The sequence below is a fragment of the Spiroplasma endosymbiont of Labia minor genome, from assembly GCF_964019845.1.
Classification (GTDB): Bacteria; Bacillota_I; Bacilli_A; order Mycoplasmatales; family Mycoplasmataceae.
In genome coordinates this window covers 141,760-167,185 of record NZ_OZ026465.1, presented here as the reverse complement: position 1 = coordinate 167,185, position 25,426 = coordinate 141,760, and the positions used below count along the sequence as shown (strand labels likewise).

The window sequence follows — 25,426 nt, the reverse complement described above, 5'->3', positions numbered from 1 at the left end:
TTATAAAACCAACATCAAAATAAAAGTTAATAAATTATATCCCATATGTATTAATCAATTATAGGTGACGTTCCCTCTTGAGATATTAAAAAAGGTGGCCAAACATAAGCCTGATGCAAAATAAGCTATGATATGTGTAAAATCGCCAGTTTGAGATACGTGCATATATCCAAAATATATTGCTGAAGTAATTCAACCTGTCCATCTATTACCACATGATAAAAATCATGCATGTCTTGTTGACAATTCTTCACATAATGGTGCAACAAGTACCGAAAATGCAAACAAAGCAATTATTCCAATAACTTTTTTAAAACCTACACCAGAAATTAAATCTACAAGTGTATTTTGATTATCTGATGATTCGCCAGAAGCTGGCCATAATTTTCCCAAAAGAAATGTAAATATAAAGTCGGGAATAAAATACAAAATCAAAATTCCTATTGGCACGCATATTAATAATAATTTTCATGAAGTTTTGAAAGTTTCAAGTAATTTTTTGCTTAAATTTTTAGTATAAACAAGCCCGAAAACTATTAAAATTATTTCCATAATTGTTTGTATTAAAATAGATATTAAACTTAAATTAAATTGATAATTTTCATCATTTGAATTTAATCCTATTATTAGAATTACTAGCGCAGAAAATAAAGATGTAACTATAGGAATTGCAATAAACATATAAAAAATAAATGCTCCCGAAGTTCAAATCAATTTACCTTGTCTTGTAAAAATTATCATAAATGCAATTGCGGCACTAATCAATGCTATTACTATATTTGTCAATTGCAGATTTGAATTATGTGACATTCCAAACATTGATAAAATTACAGTGAAAATAAATGGAATAACTAAAGCTAAAAAAATAAAAATTGTACCCTCAGTTTTTGCATTATATGCGCCAAAATCATATGGATAATATATATCTACTTTTTGTTTTTTTAATTCTATTCTATTTCAACCTTGTTTTATTTCATCTGTATTCAAATTTTGCTCATTTTCATAATATTTTTCAGGATCAATATCTTCTTTATTTTTCATACATAATCACTTTCTATATTTATTTATTTAAATATTAATTAAAACTATTTTTTAATATATTTAATTTTTAATATATTTTTATATGAATTTCCCGGCAAAAGAGATTGAATTCCAATTTTATTTGCAATTTCTCTATCTGATCTTTTTTCATCAACATCAGGTATTCCCATTCAAGGTTCAAAACAAGCGAATTTTTCTTTGTTTGATGGTGATCAAATTAACATGTTAGGAAAATCATTCAATTTCATAATAATTTTTCTCATCTCATCTTCATAAATAAATTCATTAGCATCTAACGAAGTATCTGCAATATAGGCACCATTTGTAAAATCAATATCTTCCATTTTTTTATTCAATCAAGTATCGGTTGTTTGCATATTAGTTTTAAAAAAACCATCATTTGTAATATCATTTGTAAATTTTTGCACTTTATCATACGTAATAATTCCATTATTTTTGTCAACCAAAAATGATGGATGATGCCCAAAGTTAAAGTACATTGCATTTTTTGCTGATAAATTATTTATCTCTGTTAATATTTCAATTTCATCATTATCATTAATTAAAATTGTGTATTTTATTTTAAATTCAAATGGATAAATATTTTTATAGTTACCATTTGAATTAACAATAAATGATATTGAAGAACCATTTTGCTCAACTATTTTTCATTCTTTTAATTCTCTTCAAAAACCATGTCTGTTCATTGAATATTCGAGTCCATTATGTTTATATTTATTGTCAATTAAACCCCCACAAATTGGAAACATAGTTGGGTTTGATTTTTTTCATTCGCTATCTTGTTGATAGGTAAATTCTAGTCCACCATTTTTTACTGACACTATTTCCATCACATCATCGTTAATTTTAACTTCTAATTGTTTTTTTGAGATTGTTCAAATCATAAATATATAATACTCCTTTGTTATACATGAATATTTAATCACAAAATGCCCTAATTAAAATATGATATAATTATTTAGTAATACGCTTAAGGGGGTTTTGTAAAATGACAAATCCATTAGAAGCAAATGATAGTTTAAAAGAATTTGACCCAGCGTTAATAGAAGCTAATTTTATTTTTACAATTGAAAATTTAACCGCGATTGTAATAAAAGAAAATAACGAACAAAAAATTAAGAAAAACAATTTTATAATTGCAAGAGATATTGATTTCAGTCAAATGTTAATTGCTATTGATTTAGAACTTAGAATATACGCTTCAAAACAAATATCTTTAGAACAGTTAATTTCTAAAATTAATTATTTTTTAATTAGATCGAAATATTTTCCAATAATAATGGGTCTATTTTGAAGAAATGAAATAATTTATGTACAAAAAAATGATAAATCATACATAATAAAATATAATTTAAATCATAATGCACCATTAATCAACTTGCAAGTTGACGGTGGTGAAATTTCTGGAAAAGTAAATTTAGAAGAAAATTTTATTGAAGAGGAGGAAGAAAATTTTGAATCATGATACGAAAACGAAATAATTCGATCAATGATTTCACAAACAGATAGCAAAAGATTAAAAACACCTTTATACACAATTTCATTTGAAGAAATATTTACACCTGGAAGTTGATCAGATATTAATCTTAATTTTCAAGCGCAATATTTTTTTACCATAATTACGCAAAATTCACTAAATAAACAAATATTTCTAGCATATTTATTTTTGGATATTCTAAAAAAAGATGCAAAAAGATTAAAAAAAAGCCAATATAAAATAATACAGGCTTGATGTAATCATATTTTAGATAGAAAATACGATTCAAAAAAACTACAAACTAAATTTGAATGATTAAAAAAAATTGTCTTATTTGATTATAAGCAAAGAATAGAAGCGTTATCTTTTATTTATTTATGAATAGAATTTTCAAAAAAATACAGATTAATTTTTGATTTTATGTATCAAGATGAAAATTTTGCACTATATAATGAAAGACTTGAAAAACTTATCAATAAAAAAAACCATAAAAAAATGTAATTTATTTTACACCTTAAATTTGATTACTTGCAATTAACATATTAATATTTTTTCCACTTGCTGTGAATTTATCTTCATATTCTGTAGAAATATTTTCAGTCAAATAAATTGAATTATATAAATCAGTTGTAAAATATTCTACTCTAAAAAAATAATTATCCATAATGGTTTTGAATGAATAATTAAATAAAGAATCGTTATCTGTTTTCAGAACTATTTTTGCATCACTATATAATAAATTTGAATATATTTCTTGAAAATAATGATGTGTTAATCTATTTTTTTCGTGTTTCTTTTTAGGTCACGGATCAGAAAAATTCAAATAAATTTTGCTAATTGTTTTATTCAAAAATAATGATGAAATTTTTCTAACATCATACGACATAAATTTAAGATTATCGGGTATATTATTTTTAAATATATTTAAAGCTTTTTTTAGCGCAACTCCAGCAACCGTTAATTCTTTTTCTATTGCTATAAAATTTATATCAGGATTTTCTAGAGCTTTTGAAATAATAAATTTGCCTTTACCACAGCCAATTTCAAGCTCTATTGGATTGTTATTATCAAAAAAAATTGCAGGATTACACTGCTCTTTTATTTCATGAATTACATTCTCATTATTTTGTAAAAATAATGTTTTTTCATTTTCTTTATTTCTCAATCGCATAAATTAAATCATGCCTCCAAAAAATATTAAACCTATTGAGAAGAAAACCGCAGTAGATAATGCATCCACAAGTGTTGTTAATAAAGGAGCTGCCATTACAGCTGGATCTAATTTAATAGTTTTCGCTAAAATTGGTAAAGTTCCACCTACTAATTTAGCAATTATTAATGTAATGAACATTGAAATTGATAAAGTAGCAATTGATTCTCATAAATATCAGCGATTAATATCTCCTTTATATTGAATTGCATAAATTATTGTCATTCTCACAAAATTAACTACAACTAAAATTAAACCACATAAAAAAGCCACTCGAAGTTCTTTTCACAAAACTTTAGCCAAATCTTTAGTTTTTACTTCTCTTAAAGCCATGGATCTTATAACCATTGTTGATGATTGAGAACCAGCATTTCCGGATGTTCCTGAAATTACTGTTAGTAAAGGTGTTAATAAAACAGTTAATATATATGTTATATCTGTATTATTATTTATTGTTGAATTTCCATTATCTACTGAATTCTTTGTGTATATTCCAACAAATACAGAAATGACTATTTGAGATAACGTAGCCGAAATCATCAAAAATAATAATCAAACTGACCTTGATCTTACCATTTTAAATACTGATGTTTTGAAATAAGAATCCTCAGTTGGAGAAATACCAGCCATTTTATGAATATCTTCTGTAGCCTCTTCTTCAATAACATCTATAATGTCATCAACAGTTATAACTCCCACGAGTTTGTTTTGATTATTCACAACAGGTAAAACATTTAAATCATATTTTTTAAAAAGTGACGCAACTTCTTCTTGATCTGTTGAAGTAATTGTTGAAACAATTCTTTTATCCATAATTTCTTCAACAGTTGCATCTGTGTTATTTAAAATTAAGTCTTTTAAATAAATTTTTCCTTTCAAATTTGAAAATTTATCAACAACAAATATCAAGTCAAAAAGTTCATCTGCATTTTTTAAACCTCTCATTTTTATTATTGCATCATGAATGGTTAAATCTTCTCTAATTTTGATGAAATCAACAGACATAATACCACCCGCTGTTTGATCATCATATTTTAAAATAAAATTAATATCATTTCTAGTTTCTTTATTGGTATTTCTTAAAATTTTTTTAACAATATTTGCGGGCATTTCATCCAAAACATCAATAATATCATCTGTATACATTTCTTCAAAAATATCTTTAACTTCATTTGCTGTAAATTGTTCAATAATTTGTTCTTGTGTATCGGGTGAAAGATATGTAAAAACTTCTGCAGCTATATCTGTATTTAATGAACGAATTATTTTTAGAATTATTGGCATATCCAAATCTTCAATAAGTTCAGCAATATCTGCATTAGGAAAATTAGCAAAAAAATCTCTTAATTCCAACATTTTTTTTGGATCATCAATCAATTCTTTGATTTTATCTTGTTCCTTTTTTATTTCAGTTTTATTTATCATTTCATTCACCTCCATTATTATTAATTTTAAATTATTATTTAATAGAAGTAGAATTATTTTTTTCTTTGAAAAGAATATATCTAGCTTCTTTATCTAAATCATATTTTGGTTCTAACGAAGAACCAATAATATTTCCATATGCATAATCAATATTATAATTTTGAATCTGTTTAAATTTGAAAAATCCATCTATATCTGATGCAATTATACTAATTTCTAATTTTTTACAAATATTTATAATATAATCTGTTAAATTTTTATAAATTGATTTTGATGCAAATTCTTTAGTTACTTTAGAATCAAGAATAATATAATTTGGTTTATATACATTTAATAATTCATACTGAATACTATAAATACCAACATTATTTAATGCAATTTTATATCCAGCATTTTTAATTTTACCTATATTTTCCTTCAATAAATCAAAAGATTTGGCATCAGAATTAATATTAAAAGTAAAAACAAGATTTAAATCTCTAATTTTATGATTATTGAGTTTATTTAAAAATTCTTCTATATTAAAATTTTTTGAGGACGCAAATAATGAATCATACTGTATGAATGTTAATTTATTTTTTATAATATTTCTATTTTTTTCCACAGATTCTGCAAACAAATTTGCTATATATCTTATATAAATAGATTCTAGATTATACTCAACAATTTGATCATAATTATCATCACCATTTTGAAATTGAATAAATTCTCCTTGAATCATTAATTTCAAATAGTAGCCAAGTATTTCACCAGATTTTATGCCACAAATAGAATAATAAACAATAGAATTAAATGCAATATTTGTAATATCTCGCATAATTGATACTTTACGGTCTTGATCTTGATAATGTTTTAACTCAGCAGAATCAACTAGAAGTAATTTATTTTCATATTTATTAGTTAATTGTTGATGTGAAAAATATGTATTTATTGATTGCAATTTATTAATGTCATTAGATGTTATTCCATAAATTGAAACTACACCTTTTAGTTTTAATTTCAATAAATATTCATCAATCAAAAAAATGGTTTTTATTTTTTTAAATACCGTTTCTAATTTTGATAGTTCATCTTCTATTGGTCTTGATTTCAGGAAATTACCCTGTAATGATTTTTCCATTCAATTTTCTTTGCCAAATTCAATAGGAATAAATACACCAAATACTCTATAATTTATTTTAAAAAAAGTTAAATCTTTATAAACTTCTGAAAAATATTTATACGATTGGTCAGCTATAGATTCTATTATTGTATTTAATAATAAGTTATCAATCTTTTTTTCAACAGATTCAAAGCCATCAATGAAATACATTAAATAATATCCATATTTAATTTTACCATTATTAATTTTTTTAGACAAATAGTGATTTGCCATTGCTTCACGAACAAAATAAGTATGATTGTAAGAAGTTAAATTTTGTAATTTTTTTGCATGCAAATAAATAGTTTCAAAAAATTGTAAAATAAAATATGCAAAATAACTAAAAGATAAATCTATTAACAAAATAATTATACTTGCAATATTTTTCTCAGTTCTCAATTCAATAAATTGTAAAATTAAACCAAAAGAAAGCAAGATAACAGTAGCAATTGATCACTGTCATCACAAATTCAAAATTTTAAAAAACCTGCTTATAATTCATAATGTTGTAGTTGTAACATAAGCTAGAACAATAATCAATATATTAAACAAATTGAAATCTATTGAAAATAAATTTTCAACAACATTTGGTAATAGAAATAATAATATTGCATTAATACTTGCAACAATAAGTGCGGTATAAATAGAAATGAAAACTAAACAAATTCAAAAAACTAAAAAAATCAACAAATTAATTAATAAAAAATAACCCAAATTATTTAAGGGGAGTTTTAAAATAGAAATTAAATAAAATAATATCGATGTTAAACCGAAAATTAAACCTAGCGTTATATGATAGAAAATTTTATTACGTTCAAATATATGACGGGTAAAGCCAAAAATAGTTGCGTAAATAACTACTAATATTAATGTAAATGAAAGTGCTATTATAATTCAATTGCCCAGATTTTGTGAAACACTTTGCATAAAAGAATAATCGTCCTTTCATTTATAAAAACATAAAAAAATGGTGGAGATGACGGGAATTGAACCCGCGTCCGAGATACTCCCCCTCATTGCGTCTACAGTTTAGTTAACTTATTTAAAATTTTAGTAAATTAAAGCTAACAAAATATTTACTAAAATAGATAATTAAATTTTGCAAATTCAACATTATCATATGAACTGCTAGTAATGTTTAGCCTATACGTTAGTTTCATCCAACAAAACAAAGATTAGTTAACGTGAATTGCTTCAATTAGTAGTAACTAACTAATATCTAAGCAAATAAATTTGCCCCAGCTGATGCGTTATTGATCATAAATGCTGGCATTTCAATTTTTTCGCTTTCGCGTTTTTCGTTTGCGTTTATTCAAACCTAGAAGTGTTATAGTGCACCACACTACTGCAACAATGAGGCGAAATTATCCCGTCGAAACCAGGACATCCCCATATCATTATTATAACAATTAAATCTATAATTTTAGAGAATTATTCTTTCGTAACTTGCTAAAACTATTTTTTAATTTTATTTTGAATGTATTTTTTTAAAAAAGCTATTGGAATTCCCGCCAATATAATTGTTAATATAATACTAGAATTTATTAGCATTTCTTTTGTATTTGCACTATTTAAATTTGCCAATTCAACAATTGTTAGTATAGGACCAATTGTTGTAATTAACAATGAAATTATAGAAATGCAAATAAATAGTCAATATCAAATTTCATTAAATAACTTTACGTAATTCTCTCTTTTAAGTCTATGATAAATTAATATAAATATTAAAACAAATTTTAATAAACTATTGGCAAAAACATAATAATTTGTTATATTCATTAATTTATCTCATAAGAAATAAATTAATGAACCCACAAGCAATAATAAAGTTGCTAAATAAGGATTTTCATTTTTATTTTCTTTAGAAAAGAAACTAAATAAATCACCATTAAAGGCCATTTGCTGTATTAATTTTGAAAAATAGAAAATAAAAGCATTTATTGATCCTGCAAATAAAAAAAATGATGCTATTTCAATAGTTATAATTCAACCTGACGCTAAATTTTGCGATATAATTGCGCTAATTCAAACATTAAGTGTTCCGCTTCATTTATCAAATGGAGCTATTAATAAAAGAGCTATTAATAAAACAACATAAATTAATATAATAGTAGCTGTAGATATTATTAAAGCTTTTGGTATATTTCGTTGTGGATTTTTAACATCACCTGCAACATAAGTTATTGATTCTGTTCCAGAATATGCAAACATAGTCATAGATATAGCTGGAATTAAGCAAAAAGTTGATAAATACAATGAAGTAGATTCATTTTTGCCAGCTGCAAAATCATTAAAATTTGCATGAATAAAAGTAATCAATAAAATAACAAAAATAGGAATAAATTTTAAAATTGTAAAAATAATTTGACTAATTTGAGAGTAATTTTTTATAAACGCATGAAAACAAATTAAAATAATTGTAAATGAAAACACAATTAATTTTCCATATCATAGTGAATTTAATGAAAATAAGTTTGTAAATAAGTTTGCAAGCGAAAGCATTACAGATGAAAGCGCTGTCATCGCTACAATTAAAACTAAAATTCAACCAAATCAAAATGAAATCGCAGATCAACCAGCTTCTCTAATTCATGAATAAGTACTTCCATTTGCAGGTATATTATAAGCTGTTTCTGACATTAACATCATTTCAGGTATTAGAATAATTCCACCAATTAAAAATGACACAATAGTAAGGACAGGATTTTGCGCGAGTTGTGCAACTTGACCAAAAGATATCAATAATCCACCACCAATTGTTGAAGATAAAGCCATTAAAAAAATCGTTCAAAATCCGATTTTTGGTTTTACAGTAAGTTCGCTTTCTTTTAATTGTTCCATGCAAAATACTATCCTTTAAATTTATTTAATTTTTTTGAAATATCTCTTTGTTTTATAGTTTCTCGTTTATCATACAATTTTTTACCTAAGCCAATAGCAATTTCAAGTTTAGCATAATTATTTTTTAAATATAATTTTGTTGGAATAACTACAACTTTTTCTAATTGAATTCTATTTTCTATTTTTTTTATTTCTTTTTTACTCAAAAGTAAAATTCTATCTCTATCTGATTCTATTGTTTGTTGATTTGAAAATTCATATTTTTTAATATTCATATTTTTTAATATTACTTGATGATTACGTATTAATATAAAAGTTCCATCTAAAGAAACATCATGCAAGCGTATTGATTTTATCTCACATCCCATCAGAACAATTCCGGCTTCAAAAAAATCTAATAATTCATAATTAAATCTTGCTTTTTTATTCTGAACAATAATTTTGTCACCCATAATTTGTCCCCACTAATAAATTAAATTAATTCAAAATCAATCATTCTTCTTTTAACAGAAGCGTCTTTAATTCTTATTTTTATTTTTTGACCAAATTTAAATTGTTTATTATTATCTAAAATAATTGTATTCATTTTTTCATCAAAAACAGGATTATTAGGTATAGTGGAAATATGAACTAAACCTTCAATCAGATTAAACAACTGAATAAATAACCCAAATTTTAAGACAGCTGATATGTATCCTTCATATTCTTTTCCAATATTTTGAACTGTATATTCTGTCATACATACTTTGTTTACTTCTCTTTCACATGTAACAGATTTTTTTTCAGTTTCGTTAATTATTAAACATGCTTTATCAATAAATTTTTCATTTAGTGATAATTTTTGTGAATCTATTTTGTTTTCAAAAATATATTGTCTTAAATATCTGTGAACCATTAAATCTGAATATCTTCTTATTGGAGAGGTAAAATGCGTATAACATTTAGATGCTAATCCAAAATGCCCTATATTCTCTCTAGAATATAATGCTTTATCCATTGATCTTAATAAGGCAACATTTAATATTTCTAGCTCTGCAGGATCTGTAATTTGTTCGCTTATTCTTTTTAATGCTGTTGTAATCATTTTGACATCAGAAATTTCTGCATCAGTCATTTTTAAATCAATTCCCAAATTACGTATCATAGCATATCAATTATTTAAAAGATTGTTATTTGGTAAATCATGATTTCTATAAACAAATGGTAATTTTTTTTCAAATATTATTTCAGCTACAGCTTCATTTGCAGCAACCATAAAATTTTCTATTAATTCCTCAGAAATACCTCGTTCTCTTTTTTTTATATCAACAACATTGAACTCTGCATCCAAAATGATTTTTGGTTCAGATATTTCAAAAGAGATTACTCCTCTAGCTATTTTTTTTCTTTCAAGTATTTTATGTAATTCAAAAGCAACATCCAACATATTTGCGATTTCATTATTTTGTGCAAATATTTGTCTATCACCCGCAAAAAAATTATTAACATTTTTATAAGTCAATCTTGCATTTGATTTAATTATTGTTTCAAAAACTTTTTTTGAAACAATTTTCCCATCGTTATCATAATTTATTTCACAAGCAATTGCTAATTTATCTTCGCCATAATTTAAAGAACAAACACCATTAGATAATTTTTCAGGTAACATTGGCAGAACAACGTTTGCTAAATATGTTGAATTGCCTCTTGATAATGCTTCAAGATCCAACGGACTTTTTGGTTGTACATAATAAGAAACATCCGCAATTACAACAGTTAATTTAAATCCATTGTTAGTTTTTTTAACAGAAATTGCATCGTCCAAATCTTTAGAGTCATCACCGTCAATTGTCACTATAATTTCATTTCTTAAATCATTTAACAAACGTTTTTTAATTTTCGGGTCATTAAAATTAATACCCGTTGCGACTTTATTTGAATTTTCCAATGTCTCAGCTTTAAATTCTGTTTGAATATCTAGTTCTTGAGCTATTGATAAAATTCTGTCGTATGCTTTATTTGCATCACCTATTATTTTTTGTATTTTTACAAATAATTTACGTTCTTTAACATTTAAAATTTTTACTTTTAACAATAAATCTTTTTTTAACTGAAAATCTTTTTTATTTATCATTACTATTCTAAAACTAGAATAACCAGAAACTGATGGAGAAAAATCTAAAAATTTTTTATCTTTTGATTCAACAATTATTCCAACCAATGTTTCTTGATCGCGTTTAATTAAATCTAAAATTTCAGCTCTAAATCTGCCATCGTCTTCTTTAATTTTTTTGTAAATAACAATATCGTTTGTTAAGCATCCATTCAGTGATGTTGGAGGAACAAAAAAAGATTCTTCTAAATTTAAATCATTATATACAAAACCAAAACCACGCTCATTTATTTTTAACGTACCATATAACAAATTATCATTTATAAAATAAACGAGATTATTTATTGATATAACCAATTTATTATCTGACTTTAACAAGTCTAATTTTGATTTTAGAACATCGAAATCTAATTTTGTCTTATTTTTTATATCGTTTAATGATCAAATATTTTTTTCTTTTTTAAGTTCTAATATATTTTGCATTTTTTGCCTCCATTTTATTTGTATTTTAAAAAACACTATTTAAACAATAGTGTTTGTTAAAATACAAATTATTATAGTCATTACAAATAAAATTATTCCTAAACTCATCATTCAAATAGACATCACCTTGTCTAAACCACGTTCTTTTGAATTTGAAAATAATTCTTCATTCCCACCATTTAATGCGCTTAGTCCCGTTTGTGCTTGCTTATTTTGTACTAATCCAACTATAATCATGCAAACTCCAATAATTAATGCAATAATTTCAAAAACAAAAATAACTTTGTTGGCAGATTCAGCAACTGAAGCTAAAAGTATCATAGTTTAATCTCCATTCATTTATACAACATTATTGTACATTATTTTTTATAAATAAGTTAAAATAATTGAGGTGATATTATGCAGTTTATAGATAGAATTTTAAAATTTTTTCAGTGATTATTTAAAACAGATGGCTTTAAGGAAAACTATAAAACCAAAACAAAACACCATTTGAAAAAAATTATTACATCTAAAAAATGAAATATTATAGATTTGCGTAATTCTGCAAGTTATGAAGCTAATCATTTAAAGAATTCCATAAATATTTCAGCCAATTTTTTTAAAGCAAATTATTTCAAGCATTTAACTCGAAATAAAAAAATTCTCATTATCAATTCATATTACAAAAATAATCTAAATATTTACAGATTATTGAAACAAAGACATTTCAAACCATACATTTTTACTCTTAATTATAACGAAATTGCTTCTTTACCGGAATTTGATAAATTAACTATTGTAAATGTTTATAATTAATTATTATCAGTAATTTTATTATTTAGATTTTGTTTTTGTTCAACTTCTGAATTTTCAAAATTGTTAGGAATATTAAATAATTGTGATAAATATTTTCCTGAAGGTTGTTTTAGTAATTCTTCTGGCTGTATTCCTAATCCATGTGCTATTTTTTCAATAATTTTAATAGTCACATTTCTGGCTCCTCTTTCTGCATCGGAAATATAATTTCTATGTATTCCAGATCTAAAACTTAATTCCTCTTGGGTTATACCAGCATCTTGACGAAGCCTTTTCATATTTATGGCAAATAATTGAATTAATTCTGATTTCATGTTATTCCTCCAAATTTTTATACATTTGTTCTATTATCTTAAATAAATTACTAACACCTGATTTAGTTATTGAAATACCCAATGCATTCATTTCTATTGTTAATTCTTGAAATGAGTAGCTAGGATTGTTTAATCTTAATTCTATTAATTTTTGATTTTTAATTGACAATTCTTTAACTTTTCCTTTTTCAATTAAAGAATTGATTTGTTCAATTTGTTTATCACTTGTTAATGTAGTTTTCATTTGATTGTAGATGTCAACATTATTAACTCTATTTAAAGAATTACTAAAATCTCTTGATATTCTTTCATTTTCAAATGTTAATACAGAATTTGGTGCATCTATTAATTTTAAAAAATCAGAAACACTTGTGGATTTTTTCAAATAACACACAATATTATCTTTGCGCTCAATAATTTTAAAATTGAAATTAAATTTTTTTGTTAATTCTAAAAAATATTCAGCTGATTCTTTCTCTTTAAATTGGAGTTCTAAATGATAATTTGAAGTTTTGGGTGAATTAACGCTTCCGCAGGCAATAAATATTCCAGATAAATAAGCGCGTAAATTTTTCTCGTTGTTTTTGTCTTTATATTGAATTTTTATAATCTTATGATTTTTATCAATATCATATATATCAAAATTTTTTAAAAATTTTTTAACATCCTTCTCCAAAATCAAGTGATAAATTTTTTGCTTTTTTAATTTGCTGGTTTGCATAATTGAAATGATTATTTCATGTGGGTACAAATTTTTTAAAAAAGTATAAATGTTTCTTGTTATTTTATTTGAAAGTAAATCCAATTGTAATTTTCACTGATTTTTTTCAAGCAATAAATTACTGCTATATTTTATAAATCCTCTCAACAACATTAACTGTTGATATTCAGTAAAGTAATGCGAAATTATTTCTTCTTTCACTTCCAATGCAAATGACATAAAAACACATCCTATTATTTTTTCTTTAATTTTTCTAATTTTTGTTTTGCTTTTTGTTCTGCAATCAATTGTTTATCTGATTTTTTAATAACATTTTTCATTTTTTTTACTTGATCATTTGTATTATTTGAAATAAATTCTTTTTCATATAAAAAGTTTTCTTTTCTAAATAAATAAGGAACAAAAGTATTAACACTAATTATTAAAGCTAAACCAATCATAGCAGTCAAAAAAATGATTGCCAAGGATAGTGTTTTTTGAAACATTATAAATAAATGATCATCGGGTCTTTGTAATTCAAGTACAAATCTAACTATGTTTCAAGCAAAAAAATATGCACCAGCCTGACTACCAGATTTAGTCATTAAATATTTATCTGGGTTATTTATTTTATTCAACATTTTGCCTAGATTTCATTTTATTGTAATTATATTTGTTGTTCCAAAAACTTTGACAAGTTCGGTCTTATTTTTTTTATTCATCAAAAAGAAATTTATTTTTTCAGAATATTCTTTTGATAATTCAAAATCATATTTTGTATAATATGCTTTATTTCAAATATCAATATATGAATTCTCTTTGTATTGATTTTTTCTTGTAAAAAAATATAAAAAAGAATTACGAACATTGATTTTAAAATTATCAGGATATAATTTTCATGGTTTTTTTGAAATTCATTTACCAAAACCTGGCATAACAAAATAAATTATTATTCATGAAATTGTTAATCAAAATGATTCATAAATAAAAATGGGAGACATTTGTGCTATATCACCAGACCCATAAGTTATTCCATTAATAATCGTTTGTTCACCGTGATATATGGCCTGTGTATTATCTGTAATAAAATCTGGCAATCATTTTAAAAAATTACCAGTTCCAGAAGTTATATTCCCAACTGGAGCTCCAGTAACTTCTGCATTAAAAAAATTACCTCATCTTCCTATTGCCTGTCCAAGTAAAATATTTGGTATTATTGCATCCATATAGGTTCATAATGACACACGTGGTTTTCTACCAATGAAATAAAATATAATCATACCGACCGTTGAACCACAATACACTCCGCCATGAATTGCCATACCAGAATTTCAAAATGCAAAAAGGCCTCAGAACCCAACACCGTTTGCATTTACACCTGGTGCTTCTGCATTTAATTTACCAAAAAATGATGCTCCAAATAGAGAAACCGGAATAATTACAATTGCCCCATAAAATAAACCATCAATTGGTATTTTACGTCTTCAAAAAATGAATCCAGATGCAGCAATAGCAACTAACATTCCGATAGTCATAGTAAAAGCATACACATGAAATCAACCATAATCAGAATGAACATATGCATTAACTGATGATCAATTACCATTTTCTGTTCAATCAATCATAAATTTGCACCTCTTTACTTCTAGTATTTTATCATATGATATTAAAAACAATAATTTATTATATTAAAAACGCCTCATATATATGAGGCGTTTTTAACTATTATTCTTCATTTTGTAATAGTTCAATAACTTGTTGACCAGCCAAAGCTCCATCTCCAATAGCTGTTGCTATTTGCCTTAACGGAGTAACTCTAACATCGCCAATTGCAAAAAGACCAAAAATTTCTGTTTCCATTTTGTTATCTGTTTTAATAAATTTATCATCTGACAATATTTTCGCAAAGTTGATTTCTAAAAATTTAGTAATTGGCGTTGCTCCAACATAAGGAAAAATACCATCTACTTTTAAATCAGTTAATTCATTTGTTATATTATTTCGAATTTTTATTCCTTCTACTCGTTTTTCACCATATATTTCCTCAACTATTGAATCTAAAATAAAATGAACACCGTCTTTTTGTTTAAATTTATCTACATGTTTTTGATCTGCTCTAAATTGTTGACGTCTATGAATTAAATAAGTATTTTTTGCAAAGCGAGTTAGATATGTACCTTCTTCAATTGCAGAATAACCCCCACCAACAACTGCTATATTTTTGCCTTTATAAAATGCACCATCACAAACAGCACAATAAGATACACCTCTTCCATAAAGTCTATCTTCACCAATAACTCCAAGCTGATTTTCTTTCATTCCGGTAGCAATAATTACAGTTTTGGCTTGATAAGTATTTACAACATCGTTAAAATTTTTCTTTGTTTTTAAAGAAAATAATTTTGTTTGTTCATTTTTTGTTATTTCTTCTATTTCTTCAAATGTATACTCAGTTCCTAAATCTACAGCTTGATTATATAAATTAATTGATAATTCAGGACCTTTTATTGATTTAAAACCTGGATAATTTTCTATTACATCTGTTTTGATCATTTTTCCGCCCGGTGCTTCTTTTTCGATAATTAATGTTTTTAAACCTGCTCTAGCTGTATAAATTGCCGCTGTCATTCCACCTGGTCCAGAACCAATAATTATTACGTCTCAAATTTCATTAATAAGATTTTTCATATAATCAATGTGCTCTCCTTCATTTTTTTGGTGCTATAAATTGTGCAAATACATAAACTACTATACCCGAAATTAAAATCAATGTAAGTATCACGAAGTTTAAAACTGCAGCATTTTGAATAAAGTACTCACCTTCACCACGAAATGCTTCAAGTATTATTCTTGTCAACATGTATCAAACAATATATAAACCCGTTATTGAACCACATTTAACAATAAAATATTTATGTGGATTATGCAATTCCTCTAATTTTGATGAATCAAAATTTCAATTAAATATAAATCAATTTTTTAAATCAATTTTTTTAATTTCTATTTTCATTTTAGCATTTTCAGTTTTAATAAATTCTTGATGTTCAGTTTTTAAACTTTTTAATTTCTTAATATCTATTTTATTTTTATTAAGTTGTTTATGTTTATTTTGTTCAATTTTATATTTAGTTTTTGCTTTAATTTTTTTTACTTGTTCAATTTTATAATTATGATTATTTATGTATTCTGCAATTTTTTCATCTTCAAAATCCGATTTAAAAAAATCAACTTCTTTTAAATAATAAGCTTTATTTCAAACATTTCATAATGATAAACTGAAATTACTTGTTCTTGCGTTATAAATATATTTAACATCATTTTGTAAATGATATTCTACTAATTCATTTTTTTTAAGTCATTGTCTTTTTTTTGAATATCTATTTGGAAATGCCATTTCATCAATATCTCATGGCTTAATTTTTGAAAATCACCTTCCCAAATTAGGAAAAATAAATGTTAACATGAAAAAACCAAATAAATTAAAAATAAATTCATATAAAAATAATGGTTGTCTATAAACAATACGAATTGTATCTGGATCAACAATACCATTTGGATCAACAATATAGAAAAGTTTTGATCTAATTCAATTTGGCAATCAACTTAATGAATCTCATGATGTTGTTGGACCTAAAATTTCATGATTAAATAAATTTCCTCATCTTCCAATAGCCTGGGCTAATAGTAAATTTGGTAATATACAATCTGCGTAAACTCAAACTGAGATTAATGTTTTTTTACTTTGAACATAAAATCAAACAAAACCAACAGCAGTACCTGTAATTACTCCACCAAATAATGACATACCGGGTTCTCAAAAATAAAACATTTCTCATCATTTTTGCATTGGATTTAAGATATCTAATTTTCCAAATACTGAAGCCGCTATTAATCCTAAAGGAAGCGTAATAAATATAGCAATTTCAAATTCACGTAATGGTATTTTTTTCATTCTAAATTTTATTACAGAACACATTACAACAAGTAAAGCACCGAACAACATGGCTATAGGATAAATTGGTAATCAACCAAATGCCATTCTTTCGTTTGAAAAATCATAATTGCTAACCAATTCACCAGAGTGATCAATGTTAGGTTCAAAATATGTTGAAAATAAATTAATCATCTTTTTGCTCTCGTTGATATTTTTGAACTCTTTTTTCTAGTATTCCTACCATATCGTTATCTGGAATTGCTAAATTAATTTTTAATTGTGCCACTGCAGTTTCAACAATTGTTGCTATATTTCTACCAGATGATACAGGTATATTTATATAAGGAATTTTTAAACCTAAAACATCATAAGTTTCATAATCTAAACCTATTCGATCATAGACATCGTTATTTGAGATAAATTTTGACAATTCAATAACAAGATCTAATTTTGATTCTTCCATAATTGATTGATAACCATTTGCAGTAACAATATTAATTATGCCAATTCCTCTAACTTCAATTAAATTTTTTAAAATCTCATGTACTCTTGCAATAATGGAGTTACCTTTTCTAATCATAACTATTCTATCATCACCAACAAACATATGATTTTTTTCAATTAAGTCAATTGCAATTTCAGATTTTCCTATTCCAGATTTTCCTATTATTAATACACCCTTACCATAAATTGAAACCATAGAACCATGTAATTCTATTTGGGGGGCGAAAAAATTATCCATATAATTTAAAACGTGTTGAGTAAACTCTGTTGTTGATTGTTCGTGTGTTTTCACAATTGGAAAATCTGTCTCTTTTGCAACTTCAATTAAAGTATTATCCAAAAATTTTTCTGTAATAATTATTAATGGAACGCTTGATTTAATTAATTTTTTATATCTTCTTTTTCTTTCGTCTTCAGAAAAACTTTTTATAAAATTAAATTCTTTTGTAGAAATTAATACAACTCTACTGAATTTTTTTTTGTCTTCAAAATAGCCGGCTAATTCTAATCCCGCTCTATTTAAACCATATAAATTTATGGTTGTTTGTAAAGTTTCTTTGTTGCCAGATAAAACTTCTAAATTAAATCTTTCTATTAAATTACTTACTTTTAACTTCATAAATTTAACCCTCAATATATTCTCTTCTAAATCTATTTATTTTTATTATATTTGGAATTGTTCCTTTTCGCAAACACCAAATTTGATCTTGAGTTCATTTTTGAATAATGATTTTCAAAATTGAAAATGATGAAATAACAAAAAACGGATAAATTATTATTTCTATTGGAAATTTTATTAATTTAAAGATAACATTAATAAATACTAAATCGGTTCATCCAGATGCGTACAATCAAATTGAATTTAAAAGAAAAGATATGATAAAAAAGGCAATACAATATAATCAAATTACATGAAAATATCAATTTTTATTTGTACTCATTAAAAAAATAAATGAACCAGAAATTGCAAGTAACGATTTGTCAAACATAAAACCCGCATGATAGCCACCACCAACATTAATTACAGATCCAATAGAGTCTGTTGCCACGGCTGTAATTATTCCCGCAATAGGTCCAAAAATCATACCATTTAAAAATAAAATTCAATCCCCTAATGCTAGCATTATTTTATTTCCCATTAATGGAATGTTGTATGATATCAAATTTGTTAGTATCACAGATAGCGCAGTCATTATCCCCATAATAGAAATTATTCTAATGGAAAGTTTTTTAAAAGTTCATTTTTCTAAACTTAAACTTATAACAAATAAAATAATTACACCAAAAACAGCGAATAAATTTGTTAAAACATACAACATTATAACTACCCCTTAATATATCACTCATACACTTGCGGAATAAAATAAAGACTTCCACAAATTAATACATTTTCATTCTCATTCATTAATTTTTGCAAAACAATTTCTCAGTTTGGATAATTACCAGTTTCTGCTTTTATGTGATTAAAACTTATCCTTGTTACATTTTTAAAATTGTTAGTAAGAATCTTATACATTTTACTTGTGTCTTTTTCTTTACTAAAACCACAAATAACATTTAAATTTTCTGTATCTTTAAATTGTATTGTAAGTTTTTCTATTGCATTAACATTATGTGCTCCATCTATAACTAATAATGGTTTTGATTGCAAAACTGTCATTCTTCCTAATGGCGGTGCAAGATTTAAACATTCAAAATTATTAATTTTAAAGAAAATTAAAGCTTCTTTTACTAAACCTTTATTACCTTTTTGAAAGATATAATCTTCACTACAAATATTTGCTAAATATATCTTATTTGTAATTGTTCTTAATTTATATCTAATTAAATCATAATATTCATAATTATCCATAGAAATTATAATTGGCTTTTGAAATTTAACTATACCTATTTTTTGCATTATTATTTCTTCAACAGTATTACCTAAAATTTCTTGATGGTCTAATGATACCGATGTGAGACAAGTTAATACTTGTCTTGAGAATAAATTTGTAGAATCTAAAACTCCACCTATTCCCGCTTCTAAAATTGCTATATCTATATTATTTTCTTTAAAATAAATTGCAGCAATTAAAGTTCATATTTCAAAAAATGTTAAATTGAATTGAATTATATCATCATCAATTTGTTTAATTATTCTTAAAAGATCCAAATCAGAAATTGGTTCATTATTAATTTGTATTCTTTCATTGTGATAGATAAAAGCGGGCGATAAAAACAAACCTACTTTATTAAAACTTGTTTTTAAACCTTGCGATAAATAAAAGCTAGTTGATCCTTTACCATTTGTTCCCACAATGTTTATGACATCAAATGAATTATTAAGATTATCTCTTGTTAAAACTTTATTTAAATTATATTCATTTGCAAATCTTTTTAAGACTGGAATTATTTCTTTATTTACTGAAATCATTTAATTATTTTCTAAATATGATTTTAAATAATAACCTGTATAACTTCCAGTTACTTTTGCAATTTGTTCTGGAGTTCCAGTAGCAATAACATTACCACCACCAACTCCTCCTTCTGGACCAAGATCAATAATATAATCAGAAACTTTAATAAAATCCAAATTATGTTCAATAGTTAAAACGGTGTTTCCCAAATCTACTAAACGATTCAAAACTTTAATTAATCTACTAACATCATCAATATGTAAGCCTGTAGTTGGTTCATCTAGTAAAAATAATGTTTTTCCTGTTTGTCTTTTTAACAAATGGGTTGACAATTTAATACGTTGTGCTTCTCCTCCAGATAAAGTTGTTGCACTTTGACCAAGTTTAATATAACCTAAACCTACTTCTAAAATTGTATCCAGTTTATCTTTTATGCTTGGTTGATTTGCAAAAAAGGTGCATGCCTCTTCAACATTCATTTCTAAAACATCTGAAATAGATTTTCCTTTAAATTTAATTGACAAAGTTTCTTCATTGTATCTTTTACCATCGCAAATCTCACACACAACTTCAACAGATGGCAAAAATTGCATAGAAATTGTAATAATTCCATCTCCTTGACAATTTTCGCATCTTCCCCCTGGGACATTAAAACTAAATCTACCTTTTTTATAACCACGAATTTTTGATTCTTGAGAATCTGCAAATAAATCTCTAATGTCATCAAATACTCCAGTATATGTTGCTGGATTTGAACGAGGAGTTTTACCAATTGGATCTTGAGAAATGAAAATAACTTTATCAATATTTTCCAAACCTTTAATTTCTTTAAATTTACCAGGTTTTACAGATTCATTACCAAGATATTTTTGCATTCCTTTATAAATAATGTCTTCAAGTAAGGTAGATTTACCAGAACCAGAAACACCTGTAATTGTAATAAATTTATTTAATGGAATAGTTACATCTATTTTATTTAAATTATTTTCCGATGCTTGAATTATCTCTATTTTTTTGCCATTACCACCACGATGATTTTTTGGTAATTCAATTTTTTTCTTTCCAGATAAATAAAGACCAGTTAATGAATTTTCATTTTTTAATATTTCTTCATATGTTCCTTCGGCAACAATTTCACCACCATGAATACCTGCACCAGGACCTATATCTACAATTCAGTCAGATGATTTCATTGTGTCTTCATCATGTTCTACAACAATTAATGTGTTGCCTAGATCTCTTAAATGTTTCAGTGTGCCAATCAATTTATCATTATCTCTTTGATGTAATCCTATTGATGGTTCATCTAATACGTAAAGTATTCCAGTTAATTGTGAGCCTATTTGTTTTGCTAAACGAATACGTTGTGCTTCGCCTCCAGATAAAGTCGTAGCCATTCTTGAAAGATTTATGTACCCCAAACCAACTTCATTTAAAAAAGATAATCTTGATTGAATTTCATTTAAAACTAAATTTGCAATTTTTTCTTGTGTTTCTGTTAATGAAATTTGTAAAATAAAATCTAAAGTATTTTTAATTGACATAATTGTAAAATCAGCTATATTTTTACCATTTATAAATATAGACAAAGCAGTTTTATTTAATCTTGCACCTTTACATTCTTTACAAATTCGTGAACTCATAAATTTTGCATATCATTTACGTTGTTCTTCAGACTTTGTTTCATAATATCTTCTTTCAATTAAAGTTGCAATACCTTCTATATAATCAAACGATTCATGACGATTACCACTAGCTGAAAATATTTTAATTTCTAATTTTTCATCAGACCCATACATTATAATTTGTAATTGTTTTTTTGTCAGTTTATCTAAAGATACATTTAAATCAATGCCATAATAATCACATAAAATCTTGAATTTTTGTCATTCTATGTTTGCAGTTCCTGCCGTATTTTTATAATAAATTATCGCACCTTTCATAATTGATAATTCTTTATTTGGTGCAATTAAATCTGGATCTGCTTCTAAATTTAAACCTAAACCATTACATAGTTCACATGCACCAAGGGGTGCATTAAAAGAGAATAATCTTGGTTCCATTTCCGGAATATTAAATCCACATATTTTACATGAATAATTTGTTGAATATAAAATTTCTTCATTATCTCTTTGTGGATACGCAATTTTTATTAAACCATTACCATATTTAATTCCAACTTCAATAGCTGAAAACATTCTTGAAAAAACTTCGTCACTATCATCTCAAACCATACGGTCAATTACAATATCTATATTATGTCGTTTATTTTTATCTAATTCTTGAATTTCTTCTAATTGAAAAATTTGATCATCAACTCTTACTCGAATAAATCCATCTGCTATTAATCTTTCAAATAAAGCAGCAAAACTACCTTTTTTGTCTCTCACTATTGGTGATAAAATAAAAATTTGCTCATCTATTTTTGTTTTTGCTTTTATATTATTTGTAATTTCTTTTAATGTAGAGGCAGAAATTATTCCATGACCATTAATACAATTTGGTGTTCCCACTCTCGCATAAAGTAAACGCAAATAATCATATATTTCTGTAACAGTACCAACAGTTGAACGAGGATTATGACTTGTTGTTTTTTGATCAATAGAAATTGCGGGTGACAATCCCTCAATTGAATCTACATTTGGTTTTTCGTTTCCACCTAAAAATTGTCTTGCATACGCAGACAGCGACTCAATATATCTTCTTCTACCCTCTGCATAAATAGTTGAAAACGCTAATGATGATTTTCCAGAACCAGATAGTCCCGTAAAGACAACTAATTTATTTTTTGGTATTTCAATGTTTACATCCTTAAGATTATGTTCTCTTGCTCCCTTAATAATAATTTTATCAACACTCATTTGATTATTCTCCTTCTAATTCAATTATCATATCACGCAGACTTGCTGCAGTTTCAAAGTCTAATTCCTTTGATGCTGCTATCATTTTAACTCTCAAATCTTGGACAATTTTTGATTTTTCTCTTTTAGATACTTGTCCTTTTTTATTTGTAGATCTTAAAATTTCTTTTCTGACATCTTCTGAAACTCCGTAATCTGATATTTTTTTAATTACTGTTTTTGGTACAATATTATTTCGCTCATTATATTCTTGCTGAATGATTCTACGCCTTGATGTTTCTTCAATAGTTTCTTTCATAGACTGAGTTATTTGATCTGCATAAAAAATTACTAAACCATTAGCGTTTCTTGCAGCTCTACCTGTTGTTTGAATTAAAGAACGAGTATTTCTTAAAAATCCTTGCTTATCAGCATCTAAAATACAAATCAATGAAACTTCTGGTATATCTAATCCCTCTCGCAATAGATTAACACCAACAACAACTTCAAATACACCTTTTCTTAAATCTGTTAAAACAATTGAACGTTCCAATGTTTTTAATTCTGAATGTAAATATGCAACTTTTATTCCTCTACCTTGTAAAAAACTTGTTAAAGCTTCGGATTGAGCGATAGTAATAGTTGTAATAAATACTCTTTCATTTTTTTCTCTTCTTTTAATAATTTCTTCAATAATATCTTCTATTTGATTTTCTGTTTTTCTAACTTCAATTAGCGGATCTAATAGTCCTGTCGGACGAATTATTTGTTGTACAAATTTATTTTCTGTCATACCCAATTCATAATCACCAGGAGTTGCAGATGCATAAATTATTTGTTTCATTTTATTTATAAATTCCTCAAAATTCAATGGCCTATTGTCCATTGCACTTGGTAATCTAAAGCCATATTCAATTAATGTCTTTTTTCTAGACAAATTAGTATTATACATTCCTCTAGCTTGAGGAATCATAATGTGTGATTCATCAATAATTGTTAAAAAATCATCGCCAAAATAATCTATTAAAGTAAAAGGTGTTTCTCCAGGTTTTCTAAAATCAAGATAAGAAGAATAATTTTCAATTCCTGAAACATAACCAAATTCTTCTAGTGACTCTAAATCATATCTTGTTCTTTGATCTAATCTTTGTGCTTCTACAATTTTTTCTTCAGCACGTAATTCTTTCAATCTATCAAATAAATCATTGCGAATATTTTCTATTACAGTTTTCATTTTATTTTCTGGTGTAACATAACCGGTTGCAGGAAAAATGGTTAATGTTTTGGTTTTTTCAGTAATTGAATTTGTCATTATATCCATTATATCTATTGTTTCTATTTCGTCACCAAATAAAGAAATTCTAAAATAATATCTATGCGTTCATCCCGGAACAATTATTATTGCATCTCCTTTTGCGGAAAATGTTCCTGGTGCTTTTTCAATTTCATTTCTGGAATAGCCAGTTCTTACCAAAAAAGAAAGTAATTCTTTTTTAGAAAATTTTTGATTAATATTTATTTCAAAAAATGCTTCTGCATATTCTTGCGGATTTTGCTCTGCAAATATTGCTGCAACTGAAGCTACAACTATAGTATCGCTTCTAGTAAGAAGTGCGTTTTTTGAACTCAATCTCATCATATCTAATTCAAGATTTTGCTTTGCATCCTTTTCAATATACAAATCTCTTGAGGGAACATATGCTTCTGGTTGAAAAAAATCGAAGTTTGAAACAAAATATTCAACCCTGTTATTTGGAAAAAAATCTGATAATTCAATATACAATTGCATTGCTAGTGTTTTATTATGCGCCAAAACCAATGTTGGCTTATTCATTTTTGTAATTATATTTGCCATAGTAAAAGTTTTACCAGTCCCTGTTGCTCCGAGCAATACTTGATGTTTTTTACCTTCATTCAAGCCTTCAACAAGTTCCTTTATTGCTTGAGGTTGATCACCCGATGGAGTGAAATCTGTTACTAAATCAAATTTTCTAAACTCTTTATTCATAATTTTCGACCTCCTGTGCGACAAAAACACTAGGTTTTTACCTAGTGTTTATTACTAACCAATTTTGACTTGAGATTGAACTTGCTCAGAATCATTTACATCTTCAATATCGCCATCTTTGTTTGCTTTAATTCTTTTTTTTGTTTTCCCAGTTTCATCAGAAACAATATATTCTGTTTCATTTTTATTTGCAGTCTCAGA

General features: G+C 25.6%; 21 protein-coding genes and 1 other RNA gene. 2 read left to right on the top strand and 20 right to left on the bottom strand.

Annotated elements, in window-relative coordinates:
- Together AACK85_RS00840 and AACK85_RS00835 are read right to left on the bottom strand one after the other, a co-directional pair.
- The gene (locus AACK85_RS00840) at window positions 1-1,041 is read right to left on the bottom strand and encodes a CPBP family intramembrane glutamic endopeptidase (RefSeq protein ID WP_338970111.1); all 1,041 of its coding nucleotides are present in this window, start codon (window positions 1,039-1,041) and stop codon (window positions 1-3) included.
- A gap of 44 nt (window positions 1,042-1,085) precedes the next feature.
- On the bottom strand, window positions 1,086-1,946 hold the full coding sequence (locus AACK85_RS00835) for a hypothetical protein (protein WP_338970109.1): 861 nt from the start codon (window positions 1,944-1,946) through the stop codon (window positions 1,086-1,088).
- Window positions 1,947-2,050: 104 nt separating this feature from the next.
- Between AACK85_RS00835 and AACK85_RS00830 the strand changes: the two genes are divergently transcribed.
- Window positions 2,051-3,040, top strand: a complete 990-nt coding sequence (locus tag AACK85_RS00830; protein ID WP_338970107.1) for a hypothetical protein — start codon at window positions 2,051-2,053, stop codon at window positions 3,038-3,040.
- A gap of 13 nt (window positions 3,041-3,053) precedes the next feature.
- Here AACK85_RS00830 and trmB read toward each other — a convergent pair whose 3' ends face one another.
- The 8 genes from trmB to secG all read right to left on the bottom strand — a co-directional run bounded on the left by trmB (window position 3,054) and on the right by secG (window position 12,052).
- Window positions 3,054-3,710, bottom strand: a complete 657-nt coding sequence (trmB, locus tag AACK85_RS00825) for a tRNA (guanosine(46)-N7)-methyltransferase TrmB (RefSeq protein ID WP_338970105.1) — start codon at window positions 3,708-3,710, stop codon at window positions 3,054-3,056.
- 3 nt (window positions 3,711-3,713) lie between these two features.
- Window positions 3,714-5,174, bottom strand: a complete 1,461-nt coding sequence (mgtE, locus tag AACK85_RS00820) for a magnesium transporter (RefSeq protein ID WP_338970103.1) — start codon at window positions 5,172-5,174, stop codon at window positions 3,714-3,716.
- Between the two features lie 34 nt (window positions 5,175-5,208).
- A complete protein-coding gene (locus AACK85_RS00815; RefSeq protein WP_338970102.1) occupies window positions 5,209-7,242 on the bottom strand; it encodes an EAL domain-containing protein in 2,034 nt (677 codons plus the stop codon).
- Window positions 7,243-7,283: 41 nt separating this feature from the next.
- Window positions 7,284-7,706, bottom strand: a transfer-messenger RNA (tmRNA) gene (gene ssrA, locus AACK85_RS00810).
- A 64-nt stretch (window positions 7,707-7,770) separates the two neighbouring features.
- Window positions 7,771-9,156: an APC family permease gene (locus tag AACK85_RS00805; RefSeq protein ID WP_338970100.1), complete on the bottom strand. Its 1,386-nt coding sequence runs from the start codon at window positions 9,154-9,156 to the stop codon at window positions 7,771-7,773.
- Between the two features lie 8 nt (window positions 9,157-9,164).
- The gene (smpB, locus tag AACK85_RS00800; RefSeq protein WP_338970098.1) at window positions 9,165-9,608 is read right to left on the bottom strand and encodes an SsrA-binding protein SmpB; all 444 of its coding nucleotides are present in this window, start codon (window positions 9,606-9,608) and stop codon (window positions 9,165-9,167) included.
- Window positions 9,609-9,628: 20 nt separating this feature from the next.
- Window positions 9,629-11,731, bottom strand: coding sequence for a ribonuclease R (gene rnr / locus AACK85_RS00795; protein ID WP_338970097.1), 2,103 nt, complete (start codon window positions 11,729-11,731; stop codon window positions 9,629-9,631).
- A gap of 39 nt (window positions 11,732-11,770) precedes the next feature.
- Complete coding sequence (secG, locus tag AACK85_RS00790) at window positions 11,771-12,052, bottom strand: preprotein translocase subunit SecG (protein WP_338970095.1); 282 nt, start codon at window positions 12,050-12,052, stop codon at window positions 11,771-11,773.
- 78 nt (window positions 12,053-12,130) lie between these two features.
- Here secG and AACK85_RS00785 point away from each other — a divergent pair, with 78 nt between their 5' ends.
- The gene (locus AACK85_RS00785; RefSeq protein WP_338970093.1) at window positions 12,131-12,529 is read left to right on the top strand and encodes a rhodanese-like domain-containing protein; all 399 of its coding nucleotides are present in this window, start codon (window positions 12,131-12,133) and stop codon (window positions 12,527-12,529) included.
- On the opposite strand, the gene AACK85_RS00780 is transcribed toward AACK85_RS00785, so the two are convergent.
- The 10 genes from AACK85_RS00780 to uvrB all read right to left on the bottom strand — a co-directional run bounded on the left by AACK85_RS00780 (window position 12,526) and on the right by uvrB (window position 25,225).
- On the bottom strand, window positions 12,526-12,843 hold the full coding sequence (locus AACK85_RS00780) for a helix-turn-helix transcriptional regulator (protein WP_338970091.1): 318 nt from the start codon (window positions 12,841-12,843) through the stop codon (window positions 12,526-12,528). The genes AACK85_RS00785 and AACK85_RS00780 overlap by 4 nt on opposite strands.
- Window position 12,844: 1 nt before the next feature.
- Window positions 12,845-13,783: a DNA-binding protein WhiA gene (gene whiA / locus AACK85_RS00775; RefSeq protein WP_338970089.1), complete on the bottom strand. Its 939-nt coding sequence runs from the start codon at window positions 13,781-13,783 to the stop codon at window positions 12,845-12,847.
- A 14-nt stretch (window positions 13,784-13,797) separates the two neighbouring features.
- A complete protein-coding gene (locus tag AACK85_RS00770; RefSeq protein ID WP_338970088.1) occupies window positions 13,798-15,168 on the bottom strand; it encodes a prolipoprotein diacylglyceryl transferase family protein in 1,371 nt (456 codons plus the stop codon).
- Window positions 15,169-15,268: 100 nt separating this feature from the next.
- On the bottom strand, window positions 15,269-16,231 hold the full coding sequence (trxB, locus tag AACK85_RS00765) for a thioredoxin-disulfide reductase (RefSeq protein WP_338970086.1): 963 nt from the start codon (window positions 16,229-16,231) through the stop codon (window positions 15,269-15,271).
- On the bottom strand, window positions 16,215-17,669 hold the full coding sequence (locus AACK85_RS00760) for a prolipoprotein diacylglyceryl transferase (protein WP_338970084.1): 1,455 nt from the start codon (window positions 17,667-17,669) through the stop codon (window positions 16,215-16,217). The genes trxB and AACK85_RS00760 overlap by 17 nt, the downstream gene beginning before the upstream one ends.
- Entirely contained in the window at window positions 17,662-18,600 is a 939-nt protein-coding gene (hprK, locus tag AACK85_RS00755) for an HPr(Ser) kinase/phosphatase (protein WP_338970082.1), read from the bottom strand. Before hprK ends, AACK85_RS00760 begins: the two co-directional genes overlap by 8 nt.
- Before the next feature lie 4 nt (window positions 18,601-18,604).
- A complete protein-coding gene (locus AACK85_RS00750; protein ID WP_338970080.1) occupies window positions 18,605-19,300 on the bottom strand; it encodes a folate family ECF transporter S component in 696 nt (231 codons plus the stop codon).
- A 5-nt stretch (window positions 19,301-19,305) separates the two neighbouring features.
- The gene (locus AACK85_RS00745) at window positions 19,306-20,394 is read right to left on the bottom strand and encodes a Mur ligase family protein (protein WP_338970078.1); all 1,089 of its coding nucleotides are present in this window, start codon (window positions 20,392-20,394) and stop codon (window positions 19,306-19,308) included.
- Entirely contained in the window at window positions 20,395-23,238 is a 2,844-nt protein-coding gene (gene uvrA, locus AACK85_RS00740; protein ID WP_338970076.1) for an excinuclease ABC subunit UvrA, read from the bottom strand. It abuts the gene before it with no gap.
- Between the two features lie 4 nt (window positions 23,239-23,242).
- Window positions 23,243-25,225 carry an excinuclease ABC subunit UvrB gene (uvrB, locus tag AACK85_RS00735; RefSeq protein ID WP_338970074.1) on the bottom strand — a complete coding sequence of 661 codons (1,983 nt, stop codon included), beginning with the start codon at window positions 25,223-25,225 and terminating at the stop codon, window positions 23,243-23,245.
- Window positions 25,226-25,426 lie beyond the last annotated feature (201 nt).